This window comes from Actinomadura luteofluorescens, assembly GCF_013409365.1.
Lineage (GTDB): Bacteria > Actinomycetota > Actinomycetes > Streptosporangiales > Streptosporangiaceae > Spirillospora > Spirillospora luteofluorescens.
This window is the reverse complement of record NZ_JACCBA010000001.1, coordinates 6000457-6015977: the sequence shown is the minus strand read 5'-3', so window position 1 is coordinate 6015977 and position 15521 is coordinate 6000457. Positions and strand designations below refer to the sequence as shown.

At 74.1% G+C, this 15521-nt stretch carries 14 protein-coding genes; 4 read left to right on the top strand and 10 right to left on the bottom strand.

Going from position 1 to position 15521, the window contains the following annotated elements; translation table 11 throughout:
* Positions 1–72: 72 nt before the first annotated feature.
* Together BJY14_RS27985 and BJY14_RS27980 are read left to right on the top strand one after the other, a co-directional pair.
* Positions 73–867, top strand: a complete 795-nt coding sequence (locus BJY14_RS27985) for an ABC transporter permease (protein WP_179846329.1) — start codon at positions 73–75, stop codon at positions 865–867.
* Positions 868–883: 16 nt separating this feature from the next.
* On the top strand, positions 884–1318 hold the full coding sequence (locus tag BJY14_RS27980) for an SRPBCC family protein (protein WP_179846328.1): 435 nt from the start codon (positions 884–886) through the stop codon (positions 1316–1318).
* Between the two features lie 148 nt (positions 1319–1466).
* Here the strand turns inward: BJY14_RS27980 and BJY14_RS27975 are convergent, their stop codons facing one another.
* Positions 1467–3347 carry an ABC transporter ATP-binding protein gene (locus BJY14_RS27975; protein ID WP_179846327.1) on the bottom strand — a complete coding sequence of 627 codons (1881 nt, stop codon included), beginning with the start codon at positions 3345–3347 and terminating at the stop codon, positions 1467–1469.
* 123 nt (positions 3348–3470) lie between these two features.
* Between BJY14_RS27975 and BJY14_RS27970 the strand changes: the two genes are divergently transcribed.
* Positions 3471–4625 carry an aminotransferase class V-fold PLP-dependent enzyme gene (locus BJY14_RS27970; RefSeq protein ID WP_312879441.1) on the top strand — a complete coding sequence of 385 codons (1155 nt, stop codon included), beginning with the start codon at positions 3471–3473 and terminating at the stop codon, positions 4623–4625.
* A 58-nt stretch (positions 4626–4683) separates the two neighbouring features.
* Here the strand turns inward: BJY14_RS27970 and BJY14_RS27965 are convergent, their stop codons facing one another.
* The 3 genes from BJY14_RS27965 to BJY14_RS27955 form a co-directional block, all read right to left on the bottom strand.
* On the bottom strand, positions 4684–5112 hold the full coding sequence (locus tag BJY14_RS27965) for a CBS domain-containing protein (RefSeq protein WP_179846325.1): 429 nt from the start codon (positions 5110–5112) through the stop codon (positions 4684–4686).
* Between the two features lie 72 nt (positions 5113–5184).
* Positions 5185–6207 carry an LCP family protein gene (locus tag BJY14_RS45680; RefSeq protein WP_179846324.1) on the bottom strand — a complete coding sequence of 341 codons (1023 nt, stop codon included), beginning with the start codon at positions 6205–6207 and terminating at the stop codon, positions 5185–5187.
* Positions 6204–6785: an RNA polymerase sigma factor gene (locus BJY14_RS27955; RefSeq protein ID WP_246396142.1), complete on the bottom strand. Its 582-nt coding sequence runs from the start codon at positions 6783–6785 to the stop codon at positions 6204–6206. Before BJY14_RS27955 ends, BJY14_RS45680 begins: the two co-directional genes overlap by 4 nt.
* A 211-nt stretch (positions 6786–6996) precedes the next feature.
* Between BJY14_RS27955 and BJY14_RS47405 the strand changes: the two genes are divergently transcribed.
* Complete coding sequence (locus BJY14_RS47405) at positions 6997–9522, top strand: D-alanyl-D-alanine carboxypeptidase (protein ID WP_312879440.1); 2526 nt, start codon at positions 6997–6999, stop codon at positions 9520–9522.
* Between the two features lie 164 nt (positions 9523–9686).
* Here BJY14_RS47405 and BJY14_RS27945 read toward each other — a convergent pair whose 3' ends face one another.
* The 6 genes from BJY14_RS27945 to BJY14_RS27920 are packed head-to-tail and all read right to left on the bottom strand — an operon-like array spanning position 9687 to position 15506.
* The gene (locus tag BJY14_RS27945; protein WP_179846323.1) at positions 9687–10067 is read right to left on the bottom strand and encodes a VOC family protein; all 381 of its coding nucleotides are present in this window, start codon (positions 10065–10067) and stop codon (positions 9687–9689) included.
* Positions 10068–10116: 49 nt separating this feature from the next.
* Positions 10117–10869, bottom strand: coding sequence for a helix-turn-helix domain-containing protein (locus BJY14_RS27940; protein WP_179846322.1), 753 nt, complete (start codon positions 10867–10869; stop codon positions 10117–10119).
* 16 nt (positions 10870–10885) lie between these two features.
* Positions 10886–12310: a pyridoxal phosphate-dependent decarboxylase family protein gene (locus BJY14_RS27935; protein WP_179846321.1), complete on the bottom strand. Its 1425-nt coding sequence runs from the start codon at positions 12308–12310 to the stop codon at positions 10886–10888.
* Positions 12300–13640, bottom strand: coding sequence for an MFS transporter (locus tag BJY14_RS27930; protein WP_179846320.1), 1341 nt, complete (start codon positions 13638–13640; stop codon positions 12300–12302). Before BJY14_RS27930 ends, BJY14_RS27935 begins: the two co-directional genes overlap by 11 nt.
* A complete protein-coding gene (locus tag BJY14_RS27925; RefSeq protein ID WP_179846319.1) occupies positions 13637–14245 on the bottom strand; it encodes a TetR/AcrR family transcriptional regulator in 609 nt (202 codons plus the stop codon). Before BJY14_RS27925 ends, BJY14_RS27930 begins: the two co-directional genes overlap by 4 nt.
* Before the next feature lie 31 nt (positions 14246–14276).
* Positions 14277–15506: a PucR family transcriptional regulator gene (locus BJY14_RS27920; protein WP_312879438.1), complete on the bottom strand. Its 1230-nt coding sequence runs from the start codon at positions 15504–15506 to the stop codon at positions 14277–14279.
* Positions 15507–15521 lie beyond the last annotated feature (15 nt).

Sequence of the window (15521 nt, the reverse complement as noted above, 5' to 3'; positions counted from 1 at the left end):
GGCCTGCCCACCCCTGCCGGAGGCCGTCACCCCACAGGGGCGCGGGAGCGGGCGGTGGCGTTGTGAGGGGGCATGGCGGTGACTTCGGTGGACGGTGGGACGGGGTTCGCGGCGGCGGCGTGGGTGGTCGCTCAGCGAGGGGTGCGGCGGACGCTGCGGACGCCTCAGATCATCGTGATGGGCCTCGTGCAGAGCGTCGCGTTCCTGCTCATCTTCCGGTACGTGTTCGGCGGCGCGATCGGCACGGGCGGCGTCGGGTACGTCGACTACATGATCCCGGGGCTGCTGACGGTCAGCGGGCTGTTCGCCGGGATGGGCGCGGCCGTCGCGGTCGCCGACGACCTCGCGTCCGGCTACCTGGACCGGCTGAGGTCGCTGCCGATGCCCCGTACGGCCGCGATCGCGGGCCAGGTGGCCGCCGACACGGTGCGCGTCGCGCTGATCCTCGCGGTGAGCGCCGCGCTGGCGTTCGCCGTGGGGTTCCGGGTGCACGCCGGCTGGGCGTCCGCGCTGGCCGGGTTCGGGTTGTGCGCGCTGTTCGGGTCCGCGTTCGTGTGGATGTTCGTGGCGCTGGGGCTGCTGACCGCGAACCCGCAGGCGGCGCAGGGCGTGGGGTTCCTCGCGCTGCCGCTGAGCTTCGTCTCCGGCGCCTACGTCCCGGTGGGGACGATGCCCGGATGGCTGCGGGGCTTCGCCGAGCACCAGCCGGTCACCGTCATGATGGACGCGGTGCGGGCGCTCACCCAGGGCGGCGCGGCGGGCCTCGGGCACGGCGCCGGGCACTACGTGGGGCGGGCGCTGGCATGGACCGCCGCCATCGTCCTGGTGTCGGGCGCCGTCGCCGTCGCCCGTTTCCGCAGGGTGTGACGTGGAGGAGGGGAACATGAGCGGTGAGCGGGCCTCGATCGAGGTGGACGAGTTCCTGCCGCATCCGCCCGCGAAGGTGTGGCGGGCGCTCACCGAGCCGGACCTGCTGGCCCGGTGGCTGATGCCGAACGACTTCGAGGCCGTCGTCGGGCACCGCTTCACGTTCACCGCCAAGCCGATCCCGGCGATCGGCTTCGACGGGACGATCGCGTGCCGCGTCCTCGACGTCGAGGAGGTGAGCCTGCTGCGCATCAGCTGGCGTGGTGGCGGCCTCGACACGACGGTGACGTGGCGGATCGTCCCCGAGGGCCACGGCACCCGCCTCTTCGTCGAGCACGCGGGCTTCGACCTGGACGACCCCGTCAACGCCCACGCCTTCCGCGGCATGGGCGGCGGCTGGCGCACCAACGTCCACCGCTCCCTCCACGACCTCCTCACCGCCCTCCCCTGACCCACCGCAGCCCGCCGAGATGGCAGGAGCCAGGCGCGAAAGGGTGACGGCGTTCGGGCCCGGTCACGTGGGGTTCGCGAGCGCGGCGGGGGCGTGGGAGCGCCCCCGCTTGGGTCTGGGGCGGGGGCGCGGGGCTTGGGCGGGGTGGTCAGGCGACGGGCTCTAGGGGCGGGTCGTCGGCGAACTGGGTGCGGTAGAGGTCGGCGTAGCGGCCGTCCGCTGCGAGGAGTTCCTCGTGGGTGCCGCGTTCGATGATGCGGCCGCTCTCCACGACGAGGATCAGGTCGGCGGCGCGGACGGTGGAGAGGCGGTGCGCGATGACCACGGCGGTGCGGCCGTCGAGGGCCTCGGTCAGAGCTTCCTGGACGGCGGCCTCCGACGTGGAGTCGAGGTGCGCGGTGGCCTCGTCCAGGATCACGACGCGCTGGCGGGCGAGCAGGAGGCGGGCGATGGTGAGGCGCTGGCGCTCGCCGCCGGACAGGCGGTAGCCCCGCTCGCCGACGATGGTGTCGAGGCCGTCGGGCAGGCCCTCGATGAGGGTGTCGAGGCGGGCGCGGCGCAGGACGTCCCAGAGCTCCTCCTCGGGCGCCTCGGGGCGGGCCAGCAGGAGGTTCTCGCGGATCGACTCGTGGAACAGGTGCCCGTCCTGCGTCACCATGCCGAGCGTGTCACGGATGGCCTGGAACGACAGGTCGCGGACGTCGACGCCGCCGAGCCGGACGGCGCCGGAGTCGACGTCGTAGAGGCGCGGCAGCAGCTGCGCGATGGTCGACTTGCCCGCGCCGGACGAGCCGACCAGGGCGACCATCTGGCCGGGCTCGGCGCGGAACGAGACGTCGTGCAGGACGTCGACGCCGCCGCGGGTGTCGAGGGTGGCGACCTCTTCGAGGGAGGCGAGGGAGACCTTGTCGGCGGACGGGTAGGCGAAGGTCACGTCGTCGAACTCGACGGCCACCGGGCCCTCGGGCACGTCGCCGGGCTCGGGCTTCTCGGCGACGAGCGGCTTGAGGTCGAGCACCTCGAAGACCCGCTCGAAGCTGACGAGCGCGCTCATCACCTCGACGCGGGCGCTGGCCAGGGCGGTCAGCGGCGCGTAGAGGCGGGTGAGCAGCAGGGCGAGGGCGACGACGGCGCCGGCGTCGAGGTGGCCGCGCAGGGACAGGAACCCGCCGACGCCGTAGACGAGCGCGAGGGCGAGCGCCGAGACCATGGTGAGCGCCGTGATGAAGACGTGCTGCACCATCGCGGTGCGGACGCCGATGTCGCGGACGCGGCGGGCCCGGGCGGCGAACTCGGCCGACTCGCGGGCCGGGCGCCCGAACAGCTTCACCAGCGTCGCGCCGGGGGCGGAGAAACGCTCGGTCATCTGCGTGCTCATCGCGGCGTCGTGCGACGCGGCCTCGCGTTCGAGCTTCGCCAGGCGGGTGCCCATCCGGCGGGCGGGGAGGACGAAGACGGGCAGCAGGACCAGCGCGAGCAGCGTGATCTGCCAGGAGATGCGCACCATCACGGCGAAGGTGAGCAGCACCGTCACGAGGTTGCTGACCACTCCGGAGAGGGTGTCGCTGAACGCGCGCTGGGCGCCGATCACGTCGTTGTTGAGCCGGCTGACCAGGGCGCCGGTGCGGGTCCGGGTGAAGAACGCGACCGGCATGCGCTGGACGTGGTCGAACACGGAGGTGCGCAGGTCGAGGATCAGGCCCTCGCCGATGCGCGCGGACAGCCACCGGTTGACGAGGCCGAGGGAGCCCTCGGCCAGCGCCAGTGCCGCGATCACAATGGCCAGCCACACGACCGTGGACGTGGCGTCATGGTCGACGATCGCGTTGACGACCCAGCCGGCGAGGACGGGCGTCGCGACGGCGATGACGGCCATCACCACGCTGAGCAGCAGAAACGCCGTGAGGATGCCGCGGTGCGGGCGGGCGAAGCGGCCGATGCGCCGCAGCGTCGCCCGGGAGAACGGCCTGCTGTCCCGCGCGTTCATGGCGTGGTGGAGCGACATCCACGCCGTGACTTCCATGTCCATGGAGACCCCTGTGATCGTTAGCCTGGAACAGCAAGCATGCGACCTCAAGAATGGTTGAGGTCAAGCCGCCGCCGGATCCCAGGATCTCGCGGGGGTACGACATTTCCTGAGGGAAGGGCGCCTGTGGACATCGACGAACTCCGCTCCGACACCCCCGGCTGCGCGAAGGTGGCCCATCTCAACAACGCCGGCGCCGCGCTGCCGCCGCGTCCCGTCATCGACGCCGTCGCCGGGCACTTCGAGCTGGAGACGCTGATCGGCGGGTACGAGGCTGCCGAGCGCAACGAGGCGCCCATCGCGCGCTTCTACGACGCCGTCGCGGGGCTCCTCGGGGCCCGTCCCGACGAGATCGCCTTCGTGGAGAACGCCACCCGGGCGTGGGACATGGCGTTCTACGCGATCCCCTTCGCGGACGGCGACCGCATCCTGACGACGACGAGCGAGTACTCCAGCAACGCGATCGCCTACCAGCAGGTGGCTGCGGCCAAGGGCGCGCGGGTGGAAGTCGTCCCGGACGAGCCCGACGGCACCCTCTCGCTGGACGCGCTGGAGGCCGAACTGGCCAAGGGCGACGTGCGGCTGGTGTCGCTGAACCACATTCCCACGCACAACGGGCTCATCAATCCGGCCGCCGAGGTCGGCCGGCTGTGCCGCGCGCACGGCGTCCTGTACCTGCTGGACGCGTGCCAGTCGGTGGGGCACCTCTCGGTGGACGTGGAAGAGATCGGCTGCGACATCCTGTCGGCGACGGGGCGCAAGTTCCTGCGCGGCCCGCGCGGCACGGGGTTCCTTTACGTCCGGCGCGAGATCCTGCGGACGCTCGTCCCGCCCTTCCTCGACCTCCAGGCCGCCGACTGGAAGGCGCCGGACGGGTTCGAGTTGCGCGAGGACGCGCAGCGGTTCGAGACGTGGGAACGGCACGTCGCCGGGCAGATCGGCCTGGGCGTCGCCGCCGACTACGCCGCCGGCCTGGGCATGGCGCGGATCGAGGAGCGCGTCCTGGGTCTCGCCGCCCGGCTCCGGGAGGAACTGGCCGCCCGGCCCGGGGTGACCGTCCTGGACAGGGGCGCGCGGCCGTCCGGCATCGTCACGTTCACCGTGGACGGACGCGAGCCGGCCGCCGTCAAGGCGGCGGCCAGGGAGCTGGACGTGAACATCAACGTGACCGACCCGCTCGCTCACGGATACGACCCGCACGCCCGTCCATCGGCCGTGCGGGCCTCCGTGCACTACTACAACACCGACGAAGAACTGGAGCGGCTCCTGTCGGTGCTGTAGGCCGGGCAGGTCAGGTGGTGGGCCGGTCAGGTGCTGGGCCGGTCAGGTGCTGGGCCGGTCAGGTGGTGGAACGCGCCGCGCCGATGTCGGCGAGCGCCGCCGCCGCGTCCTCACCGCTCGCCCCGCTCGCCAGGTCGCGGATGGACACGATGCCCACCGGACGGCCGTCCTCCAGGACGGGAAGCCGCCGCACGGACCGCTCGCGCATGATCTGCGCCGCCTTCTCGGTGGAGTCGTCCGGCCGCACCGTCGCGGTGACCTTGCTGGCGATCCCGCCGATCTTGACCTGGGCGGGGTCGCCGCCCGCGGCGAGCCCGCGCACCACCAGGTCGCGGTCGGTGACGACGCCCTTCAGGTCGTCGCCCTCGGCCACCAGGACCGCACCGATCTGCTCGTCGCGCATCGCACGCGCCACGGTCACGATGTCGAGCTCCGGCGACACCGACGTCGGCGAGCCGGTCATGATGTCGCGGACTTTCGTGGCCATCGCTCACACACTCCTTGCTCGTGGGTCGTAGCCGGGGGCGATGCGGCCCCTACCCGTCAGAATTGGGATCACTCATCGCGTCCGGAACGGCGCGAGCACCTTCCGGGCGGCGGCCTCGTCCACCACGAGACGGTTCGGGTCCGAGGGCGCGGGACGGACCGGGATCGTGGCCGCGGCGACCCCGCCGCTCCCGTCGAACCCGCGCGCGAGCGTGCGCAGCGTCCCGGCGTCCAGCTTCGGTGTGCTCCCGACCGAGTCGGCCGCGACGGCGAGGAAGCGCGCGAACCTCACCGGGTCCTTCGCCATGACCGCCTTGGCCTGGCGCGCCAGCGAGGCGAGGAACCGCTGCTGGCGTTTGACGCGGTCCAGGTCCGAGCCGTCTCCGAGGCCGTGCCTGACCCGGACGTAGGCGAGCGCCTGCGTCCCGTTCAGCCAGTGCCGCCCCGCGGGCAGGACCAGCCCCGACCTGGGATCGTTCACCGCCGTGGGCAGCGTCACCTCGACCCCGCCGAGCGCGTCCACCACCCGCTTGAACCCGCCGAAGTCGATCACCACGGTCTGGTCGATCCGGACGCCGGTCAGCGCCTCCACCGTCCTGCGCGTGCACGCGGCGCCGCCCAGCGGGAACGCCGTGTTGACCGTCGCCTGCCGTGCCGGGGTCCGGCCGCAGGCGGGGATCCGCACGAGCACGTCCCGCGGGATGCTCATGACCTGCGGCCTCTTCCGGTCGGCGGGGACGTGGACGAGCATCAGGGTGTCCGAGCGCGGCGGCCCGCCGTAGCGGGCGTCCAGCCCGATGACCAGTACGTTCAGCGCCCTGGCGGCGGCGGGCGCGGTCGAGCGGCCCGCCGCGGGCGGCGCGCCGCCCCCGTGCAGCAGGACCGCCGGGACGAGGATCGCCGCGGCCGTCACCGCCGCGACCACGCCGAGCAGCGTCCAGCGCAGCGTGCCCGTCCACCGCAGCGCCGTCGTCCACCGGGTGCCGCGGCGGGTCTCGTCCAGCAGCCGGGTCCGCTGCCGGGCGAGGGACGGCGGCGGCTCGTGCTCCAGGTCGCGGCCGAGGTCGCGGATCAGGTCCAGGTCGTCCACGGTCACGCCTCCTCGCGCGTCGGGTCGGTGTCGCCGAGCGCCGCGCGCACCTTGCGCCGCGCCCGGTTGAGGCGGGAGCGGACCGTGCCGACCGGGATGCCGAGGGCCCGCGCCGCCTCCTCGTAGGACAGGTCGCCCCAGGCCACCAGCAGAAGGACGTCCAGGTCGCGGCGCGCCAGACCGGACAAGGCCGCCGCCAGCGCGGGACGCGTCGCCGACGCGGTCACCCCCGCCGCGACGCGCTCGTCGGGCCCCTCCACCGGACCGTCCACGGGGCTGCGCCGCAGCGCCCGGTAGCGCGCGGCCTCCGCCCGGTGGTGCCGCGCGACCAGCTTCGTCGCGATGCCGAACAGCCACGGCCGCGCGTCCCGCTGCTCCAGGTCGTAACGGCTCCGCTTGCTGAACGCGACCAGGAACGTCTCCCCGACGACGTCCTCGGCCGCCTCCGGCCCGAGCCTGCGGGAGACGTACCGGTAGAGCATCGCCGAGTAGCGGTCGAACAGCGCGGCGAACGCCTCGGGGTCGGCGAGCGAGCTCTCGATGAGAGCGGCGTCGCACTCCCGGGCCGTCGGGGGAACGGTCATCGCGGCCACCATGGCATGCGCACCGGGCCTTCCCATGCGGGGACGTTGTCAGCGATGTATCTCCGCAACCCGCGTCCAAGGTTCACGCGACACGGCGCGCGGATACGGATCCTGGCGAACCTTCCCGATAAAATGCGCATCCTCTAGATGCACGGGGTTGTCGGCAGGACCGCTCCGCCGCCTGTCAGGGACGAGCAGAGGGGGTCTGCACGTGGGCGACGACGCCGAGCTTGACGCGGAACCGGCGCGCAACAGAACCGCCGAGTTCAGCGTGCCGGTGAAGGTCAACCTGACCCGCCCGGACATCGCCGTCCGCCGTCCCGCCAAGCCGCAGGACGAGCCCGGCGAGGAGACCGACGAGGCCGCCGCCGAGGAAGTCGTCGAGGAAACCGCCGAGGAAACCGCCGAGGAGGTCGGCGACGAGGTCGGCGACGAGGCGCCCGAGGAACCGGCGGGCCCCACCTGGTACGTCCAGTTCACGCCTCCTCCCCCGGACGAGGAGCCTGAGCAGAAGGCTCCTTCCGCCGCCGCTCCTCCACCCCCGGAGACCGAGCCCTGGCGCCCCACGTCCCAGTCCGCCCAGGACGAGGAGCCCGCCCAGGAGGACGACGCCGCCTCCCCGGCGGAGGAGTCTCCCGAGGACGACCCCACGCCGCCGCAACAGCAGGAGCGCACCAGCGAGGCGCGCACCGCCCAGGCAGCGCGCCATGCCGCGCCCCCGAAGCCCGGCAACGCCCCACCACAGGCCACGACGCCCCGAAGCAGCGGCCGCCACGCGATACGCCCCGCGACCGAACACCCTCAGGGCGCGCCCGAGCCGGAGGCAGAGCAGGAACACCCCGGCGACTTCTACGAATCGCGCGGCAAGCGGGCGCGGCCAGGGCCGCCCGACGCGGGACGTCCGCAAGACGCGCCCGCGCCGGCGGCGCAGCAGGACACGCCCGGCAACGTCCGCGAGGCCCCTGCCGGCGCGGCACCAGCGACTCCGTCACGGCAGGCGCCACGTCCCGAGAGGGAACGCCCCCCAAGGGCGCCCGCCCAGCAGGAAACGCCGGGCGATGTCCACGAGGCGCGCGCCAACGCGGCCCCGCCCGCCCCCGCCCGGCGCACCGCGCCTCCTGAGACGGGACGCCCCCAGGGCGCGGCCCCGCGCACCGCCCCCGCACCGCCGCAACACCAGGAACAGTCCCGCGACGTCCAGGAGACGCGGGCCGACCGGGCGCTGCCCGCCCCGCAGCGGCCGCCCGCGCAGCCCGAGGCCGAACGTCCCCAGGCCGCGGCCGCACCGGCCATGTGGCCGGAGGCGCCCGGCGACGTCCGCGGCGGCGCCCCTTCGTCCGCCGGGCCTACGCGGGTCGAGCGGCTGCCGGATCTTTCGCAGGGCGGGCCCTGGGAGGCCTCGGTTCCGGCTCCGACCGCGCGGACGTCCGGGCAGTGGAGCGTGCCCTGGGACGGGACGGCCCCACCGGCGCCACCGGCACCACCGGCACCATCGCCTCAGCCGGTCCAGCCGACGCCTCCGGCCGCGCCCGCCGTAACGGGGAAGCGGAAGGGCAAGCGGCGCTGGCTCGTCGTCGTCGCGGCCATGCTGGTCCTCGTGGCCGGGGTCGTGGCCGGGCAGCTGCTGCGGCCACCGCCCGACCCGACGGTGCGGCTGACGCTCGCGTCGAGCCACACCTTCCCCGGTCAGGCGCCCGTGCTGCCGTGGCCCGCGGTGGGCCAGGCGGTCCTCTACGTCGACGGGCTCGGCACGATGGGCTCGTCGGGCGGCGCGGTCCCGACGCCCACGGCGAGCGTCGCGAAGGTGATGACGGCCTACGTCTACCTGAGCGAGCACCCGCTGAAGACCGGCGAGGCGGGGCCGGTGCTGACGGTGTCGCCGCAGGCGGCGGCGCAGATCCCGGCGCGCAAGCGGCGCGGCGAGTCGCTGCTCGGCGTCACGGCGAACCAGCGGCTGACGCAGCGCAAGGCGCTGGAGGCCCTGCTCATCATCTCGGCGAACGACGTGGCGCACGAGCTGGCGCGCTGGGACTCCGGGAGCGATCAGGCGTTCGTGGCGAAGATGAACGCCGCGGCGCAGCGGCTGGGCATGACCGCCACGCGCTACACCGACCCGAGCGGCTACCACTCCGGCACCGTCAGCACGGCCGCCGACCAGGTGAAGCTGCTGCGGGCGGCCATGGAGATCCCCACGTTCAGCGAGATCGTGAACAACCGGATGTACGTGCCGGACGGCGGCGGCTCCCCGCGCCAGGGCGGCAACTTCATCCTGGGGCGCAACGGCGTGGTCGGCGGCAAGACCGGGTACACGGACGCGGCGGGCGGGAACTTCGTGTTCGCCGCGCGGCGGAACGTCGGCGGCGCGCAGACCCTGATCGTGGGCGCGGTGATGGGGCAGCGCTCCCCCAGCGCGGCGGACGCCGTCAACACGGCGGAGGGCATCCTCGTCGCGGCCGAGCAGGCCATGGTCGCGGTGCCGCTGGCGCGCCCGGGGCAGACGGTCGCCTGGCTCGACGACGGCCTCGGCGGCCGGAAGGCGCTGACGGCCGAGGCTCCGGTGAACGTCGTCGGCTGGCCCGGCCTGACCGTGCGCGTCGGGTTCGACGGCGACCCGCCCGCCGAGCCCGAGCGCGGCGCCAGGGCCGGTGTCGTGGACGCGGGCGCCGCGCGCGTCCCGGTGAAGGTCGGCACGGGGCGCCCCCCGTCCATCGTCAAGCGCCTGACACGCCTCGGCTAGGCCCGGCGGCGCCCGCGTCGGGCGCGGGCGGCCAGCTGGTAGAAGTCCGCCGGACCCAGGCCGGCGCACCTTCCGTGCCTGACCTGCCGCCCGTCCGGCACCGGCACCGGCATGCGCGGGACGGCACATGTGTGCCGCCCCGCGCATGTCCTGGCCGGGCCGGGTCATCCGCCGTCGAGCCGGCGGACGATCCAGACGTGGCCGAACGGGTCGCGGAGCCGGCCCATGCGGCCGTACGGGTGGTCCTCGACGGGGTAGATCACCGTCGCCCCTCCCGCCTCCATGCGGGAAGCGACCGCGTCGGGGTCGGCCACGTCGAGATTTATGATCACGGGTGAGCGGTCGAGGCCGAGAGCGGTCGGCCCGGCGTCGACGGCGTCCTCGTCCTTGAGCGTGAGCTGGACGTCCCCGTGGACCAGCCGGACGTGGACGATCTTTTCGTCCGGTGTCTCGAAGCGTTCGGTCTCCTGGAGGCCCAGCACCGTCGTGTAGAACTCGACGGCCCGGCTCGCGTCGTCGACGACGAGTTTCGGGAAGAGGTTCATGACACCATCGTGCGGGCCGCCCACGTGCCCCGTATTGGACGAATTTCCCTCAGAGCGGCACGTGGTTGGGCTGGTCGGGGGAACGGGGACGGTACTCGGACGGCCGTAGCCCGGCGATGTCGCGGAAGTCGCGGATCAGATGCGACTGGTCGGCGTAACCGCAGGTGGACGCGAGCTCCGCCCAGTCGGCAGGCCGGTCGTACGGTATCCGCCGGAGCGTGCGCTGGAACCGCCGCACGCGGGAGAACCGCTTGGGCGTCAGGCCGACGCGGTCGTGGAAGAGCCCGATGAGGCGCTTGCGGGTGAAGCCGAGCCGATCGGTCACCTCGCCGACGGGGACGCCCCGGTCGAGCGCCGAGACCGCGGCACCCAGAGCGGGGTCGGGGTGCAGGTCGCCCGCTTCGAGAAGGACCGACTCCAGCGTGTCCAGGATCTCGGTGGGGCCGCCTGCCTCCAGGAGCCGTTCCCGCACGACCGCCCCGGCGCGGCCCCAGAGATCCCCCAGGACGACCAGCCCGGGCTCCGGCGGGAAGAAGGGGAACGCGCCGCCGGGCTTGAACGCGACCCAGGCGATGGCGCGCTGGTCCTCCGTGTCGATCACGGAGGGCCGCGACGTCGCGCCGAGGACCGCGGCTCCACCGGCTCCGCCGGTGAACGCGTCGGCGTACAGGTTGACGAACAGTTGGGCGCAACCGGTCGGGATGGACTGCTCGCGAACGACGGGGCCGCGCGACTCGGAATAGCCGAGGCCCGCGACGAACGGATCGAGGGCCGGATGGAGAGGCCCGCGATGAATCAGCACACCCCCAGCCTACGGCTCAGGCGTACAGGGCCGACAGGAAGCGGATCAGGAGGGCCTCGCGGGTGGCGGGCGGCAGGGCGTCCAGGATGGCGTTGACCATGGCCATCTCGGGTTCCGCGCCGCCCGCGAGGTCGACGCCGACCGACGCGAGCAGCCCCGCGAAGCCGGCGTCGTCGAGGCTGTCGAGGTCGAGGCCGGCGAGCGCGTCCACCAGGCCGGACGGGACGTCCGGCGGTCCGGCCTCGCGGGCGGCCTTCACCGCGTCGGCGAGCGCCGCCAGGAGCGCCTCGACGTCGCTGACGCCGGTCAGCGTGAAGTGCAGGTTCGGCGGGATGCCCTGGTAGGACAGCTGCGGCTGGAAGAACCAGCCGCGGGCGCGGGCCTCGTCGGCGACGACGAACACGTCCAGCGCCGGGTCGGTCGAGGCGACGGCGACGAGCGGGGCGGCGGGGTCGCCGAGCACCCGCAGGCCCGGGATCTCGGCGACGCCGGCGGCCAGCCGCTCGGCCGCCTTCATCGCGGACTCGGCGAGGTCGCGGTAGCCGCGCGCGCCGACCGCCATGAGGGTCGCCCACGCCGCGCCCAGCGGCCCGGCGCTCTTGCTGCTCTGCACGCCCGCGTTGATGACGGTGTACCCGGGCCATTCCGCGGACGCGAAGTAGGCGCGCCTGCGGAGCGACTCGTCCGCGAACAGCACGACCGAGGCCCCCTTGGGCGAGTAGCCGTACTTGTGCAGGTCGCAGGAGAGGGACGTGACGCCGGGCACGGACAGGTCGAACGGCGGGACGTCCCGTCCGGCGTCGCGCAGCCAGGGAAGCACCCAGCCGCCGACGCAGGCGTCCACGTGGCACGGCACCCCGGCGGACGCGGCGATGGAGGCGATCTCCGGGACGGGGTCCATGACGCCCTGGGGGTAGGACGGCGCCGAGGCCACGACAAGCACCGTGCGGGGCGTGAGCGCGGCGGCGGTCGCGGCCGGGTCGGCGCGGAACGCGTCGTCGACGGGGACGTGCACGACCTCAAGGCCGAGGTAGTGCGCGGCCTTGTGGAACGCGGGGTGCGCGGTCGCCGGGAGGACGATCTGGGGCGTGCCGTCGACCGGGCGGGCGTCCCGCGCCGCCTTCACCGCCAGCATGATCGACTCGGTGCCGCCGCTGGTGAAGATGCCGGTGCCGCCGCCGAGCTTGTCCGCGACCCACCCGACGATCTGCCGTTCGAGCGCGACGATGCTCGGGAACGCCGTCGGGTCCAGGCAGTTGACCTCCAGCATCTCCTGGTAGGCGGTGGCGGCGAGGTCGTGCACGGCCTCCCGCCCGGTGTCGTAGACGTAGGCGGTGACCTGGCCGCCGCGCACGGGCAGGTCGGCGCCGCGCAGCCGGGCGAGTTCGGCGAGCAGGTCGGCGCCGGGGCGGCCGGGTTCGGGAAGGCGTTCAGACGGCATGTTCCGGTGTTCCCTCGATCGGGCGGTGGACGGCGGCCCGCCGGCGGTAGGCCAGCAGGAGGGGGAGGCTGAGCAGCAGCAGCGCCGCCGGGACGAGCGTGAACCCGGCGGTCAGCCCGGTGAGGGCCGACTCGGGCTGGACGACGGGGGTGTCCAGGTCGGAGGACTGGAACGACGAGGCGGCCAGGATCAGCGCGAAGACGCCGGGGCCGAGGGCGAGCGCGCCCGTCTCCGCCGCCGTCCACAGCCCGGTGAAGGCGCCGGACTGGGCGTGCCCCGTCCGCCCGGCGTCGGCGTGGACGGTCTCGGGCATCAGCGACAGCGGAAGCAGTTGCACGGCCGCGTAGCAGACGCCGACCAGGGCGCTGAGGGCCAGGACCCCGGCGGTGGAGGTGATGAGGGGGTAGGCCGCGGCGCCGGTCGCGGCGAACACCACCAGCGCCGCCGCGTAGCAGCCGACCTCCCCGTACCGGCGCGCCAGCCGCCGCCACAGCGGGACCGCGAACGCGCTCGGCGCGACCATGCAGACGAACATCGCCGAGGTGAGCCCGTAGTCGTCCAGCCGGTACGTCGCGACGTACGGCGCGCCCGCCAGCATGATCGCGACGGCGAGGGTGTTCCCGACGTGCGCGCCGAGCAGCAGGAAGAACGGCCGGTTGCCGCGCGCGGTGCGCAGGGCGGCGACGAGGCCGAGCGGGTGCGGCCCCGGGCGGGAGGGGATCCAGCGGGTGGCGAGGGTGCTCGCCACCATCGCCGCGCCCATGATGAGCCCGATCACGCCGCCCATCAGGGCGTATCCCCCGCGCCCGCCGCCGGCGGAATCGGTCAGGAGGGGGGCGAGGCCGCCCGCGACCAGGATGCCGACCGTCAGGCAGACGACCCGCCACGCCATCGCGCGGCCGCGCTCGGACGGCTCGCCGGAGATCTCCGCGGGCAGCGCCACATACGGCACCTGGAAACACGCGAACGCGCTGGCGGCCAGCAGGAACGTCACCCCGGCCCAGGTCGCGGCGAACCCCGGGGAGTCGACCGGGACGGCGAACATCGCGGCGAACAGGACCGGCAGGGTCAGCGCGCCCAGCAGCAGGAAGCGGGTGCGGCGCCCCGTGCGGACGGCCTCGCGGTCGCTGGCGGCGCCGACGATCGGGTTGAGCAGCACGTCCCACGCCTTGGGGACGACGAGGACGACCCCCGCGATCGCCGCGGACACGCCGAGGACGTCGGTGAGGTAGTACAGGAGCAGGAGCCCGGGAACCGAGGAGAAGACGCCGGTACCGATCGAGCCGACGCCGTAGCCGAGGAGCCGCCGCCGGGGCAGCGCGGCGGTCATCCGGCGCGCCCGGCGGGCGCGCCGATCGCCGTGGCGACCGTCCGGCGCATGTGGGCGCGGAACCGGTCGACCGCCTGCGGGTCGTCGAGTTTCCGGCGTTTCCCGAGCTGGTCGAGGACGCCGCCCGAGCCGAACCCGTGCGTGCACCAGACGACCGTCCACACGAGGAAGTCGAGGTCGACCTCGTCGCCCACGACCCCGCGGGCGGCCTCGCTGACCATCTCCATCAGCGGCCGGACGTACTCGTCGTCGAGATGCGCGACGTCGGCGGCGTCCGACAGCCACCGGTGCATCCACAGCGCGGGGATCTCGGGCCGCGTCACGCAGAGTTCGACGTACCGGTCGACGAGGGTGAGGAGCCCCTCCACGTCCGGGGTCATCTCGGCGAGGGCCTTCTCCAGCACCTGCCGCTCGGCCTGGTGGGCGCGTTCCATGACGGCGAGGTAGAGGTCGCGCTTGCCGCCGACGTGGTAGGCCACGGTGGCGACGTTCAGCCCGGCGGCCTCGGCGATCATCCGGGTGGACGTCCCGTCATAGCCGAGGGCGGCGAACAGCCGGGTGGCGGCCTCGATGATCCGGTCACGTCCGGTATCGCTGCTGCTCATCCGCCCAAGCTAGGGGCTCGCCCGCGCCCGGTCAATCGTTTGATGGAGACGCGGGCGCGGCGGGGGGCGCGGTGAGCCAGACGGTCAGCACCATCTCCAGCTCCAGCCGCAGCTCCGGCTCGTACATCCGCTCGCCGAACAGCTCCTCCAGCTGGTGCAGCCGGTACCGGACGGTCTGCGGGTGGACGTGCAGCCGGCTCGCGACCTCGGTGGCGTTGAACCCGTTCTGCAGGCAGGCCAGCAGCGTCCGCACGAGCCGCTCGCGGTGCCGGGGCCGGACCTCCTTCAGCGGCGCGAGCCGCAGCTCGGCGACGGCGCGGACCAGTTCCTCGTCCTTGAAGACGACGAGCGCCGGCATGTGCTCGGCGCAGCGGATCAGCCGGTCGGACGGCAGGACGCCGCGGCGCGCGAGCGGCAGCGCCTCCCGGGCCCAGCGCAGCGACCTGGCCGCGTCCTCGGTGCGGACGGTGGGGCCGAGCGCGGCGACCCAGTCGCGCAGCGCCGACTCCAGCATCCGGCCGCGTCCCGGGCCCTCCGGGTCGGGCACGAGGAGGCAGGGTTCGCGGCGGTTGACGTCCGCGAGCACGTCGGGCGGCAGGGACGGGTGCGAGAAGGGCCGCCGTCCCCGCTCGTACAGGACGACGGCGGCGACCGTGCGCGGGACGCGCCAGTGGGCGAGGCGGGCCAGGTCGGCGACGGCCTGCGGCGCGGCGGGCGGTTCGGCGAGCAGCAGGTCGAGCAGCCTGCGGCGGCGGTGCTCCAGCTCGCCGGCCTCCTGCTCGCGGGCCTTGGTGTAGCCCTCGGTGGCGGCGCGGGCGATCTCGTCCAGGAACGCGAAGATCGCCTCGGCGATGCCGGCGAGGGTGCGGCGGGAGACGTCGTAGCGCTCGGACTCGGCGGCGAGCCGCCGCCAGGCGACGCGGGCGCCGAGCCGCAGCGAGGTCTGCAGGATGTCCAGGTCGCGGCCCTCGCGCGCCTCCGCCCAGCCGATCTCCCGGTAGACGGCGGCGACCGGCTCCCAGGAGCTCTCGGGGTCCATGATGAGGTCGACGAACTGGCGCAGCGCGCCCTCGACGGCCAGCCGGACGAGCCGCGCGTACTCCTCGTCCTGCGGGCGGGAGTACTCGGGGATCCCGGCGAGGATCTCCTCGATCATCTCCTCGGCGAGGGCGTCCAGGTGCGGGCGGAACACGGCGGACAGCTCGCGGGGGACGCCGGCCCAGGGTTTCAGCGGCGAGCGCTGCTCAAGGCTCGTGGTCACCGTTCGCACCTCCCG

Bases quoted from the DNA above. Each gene is read 5' to 3' on its own strand.
- BJY14_RS27985 (WP_179846329.1), top strand. From the start codon at position 73: ATGGCGGTGACTTCGGTGGACGGTGGGACGGGGTTCGCGGCGGCGGCG.
- BJY14_RS27980 (WP_179846328.1), top strand. From the start codon at position 884: ATGAGCGGTGAGCGGGCCTCGATCGAGGTGGACGAGTTCCTGCCGCAT.
- BJY14_RS27975 (WP_179846327.1), bottom strand. From the start codon at position 3,347: ATGGACATGGAAGTCACGGCGTGGATGTCGCTCCACCACGCCATGAAC.
- BJY14_RS27965 (WP_179846325.1), bottom strand. From the start codon at position 5,112: ATGGCCACGAAAGTCCGCGACATCATGACCGGCTCGCCGACGTCGGTG.
- BJY14_RS27955 (WP_246396142.1), bottom strand. From the start codon at position 6,785: ATGACCGTTCCCCCGACGGCCCGGGAGTGCGACGCCGCTCTCATCGAG.
- BJY14_RS27945 (WP_179846323.1), bottom strand. From the start codon at position 10,067: ATGAACCTCTTCCCGAAACTCGTCGTCGACGACGCGAGCCGGGCCGTC.
- BJY14_RS27935 (WP_179846321.1), bottom strand. From the start codon at position 12,310: ATGCCGTCTGAACGCCTTCCCGAACCCGGCCGCCCCGGCGCCGACCTG.
- BJY14_RS27930 (WP_179846320.1), bottom strand. From the start codon at position 13,640: ATGACCGCCGCGCTGCCCCGGCGGCGGCTCCTCGGCTACGGCGTCGGC.
- BJY14_RS27925 (WP_179846319.1), bottom strand. From the start codon at position 14,245: ATGAGCAGCAGCGATACCGGACGTGACCGGATCATCGAGGCCGCCACC.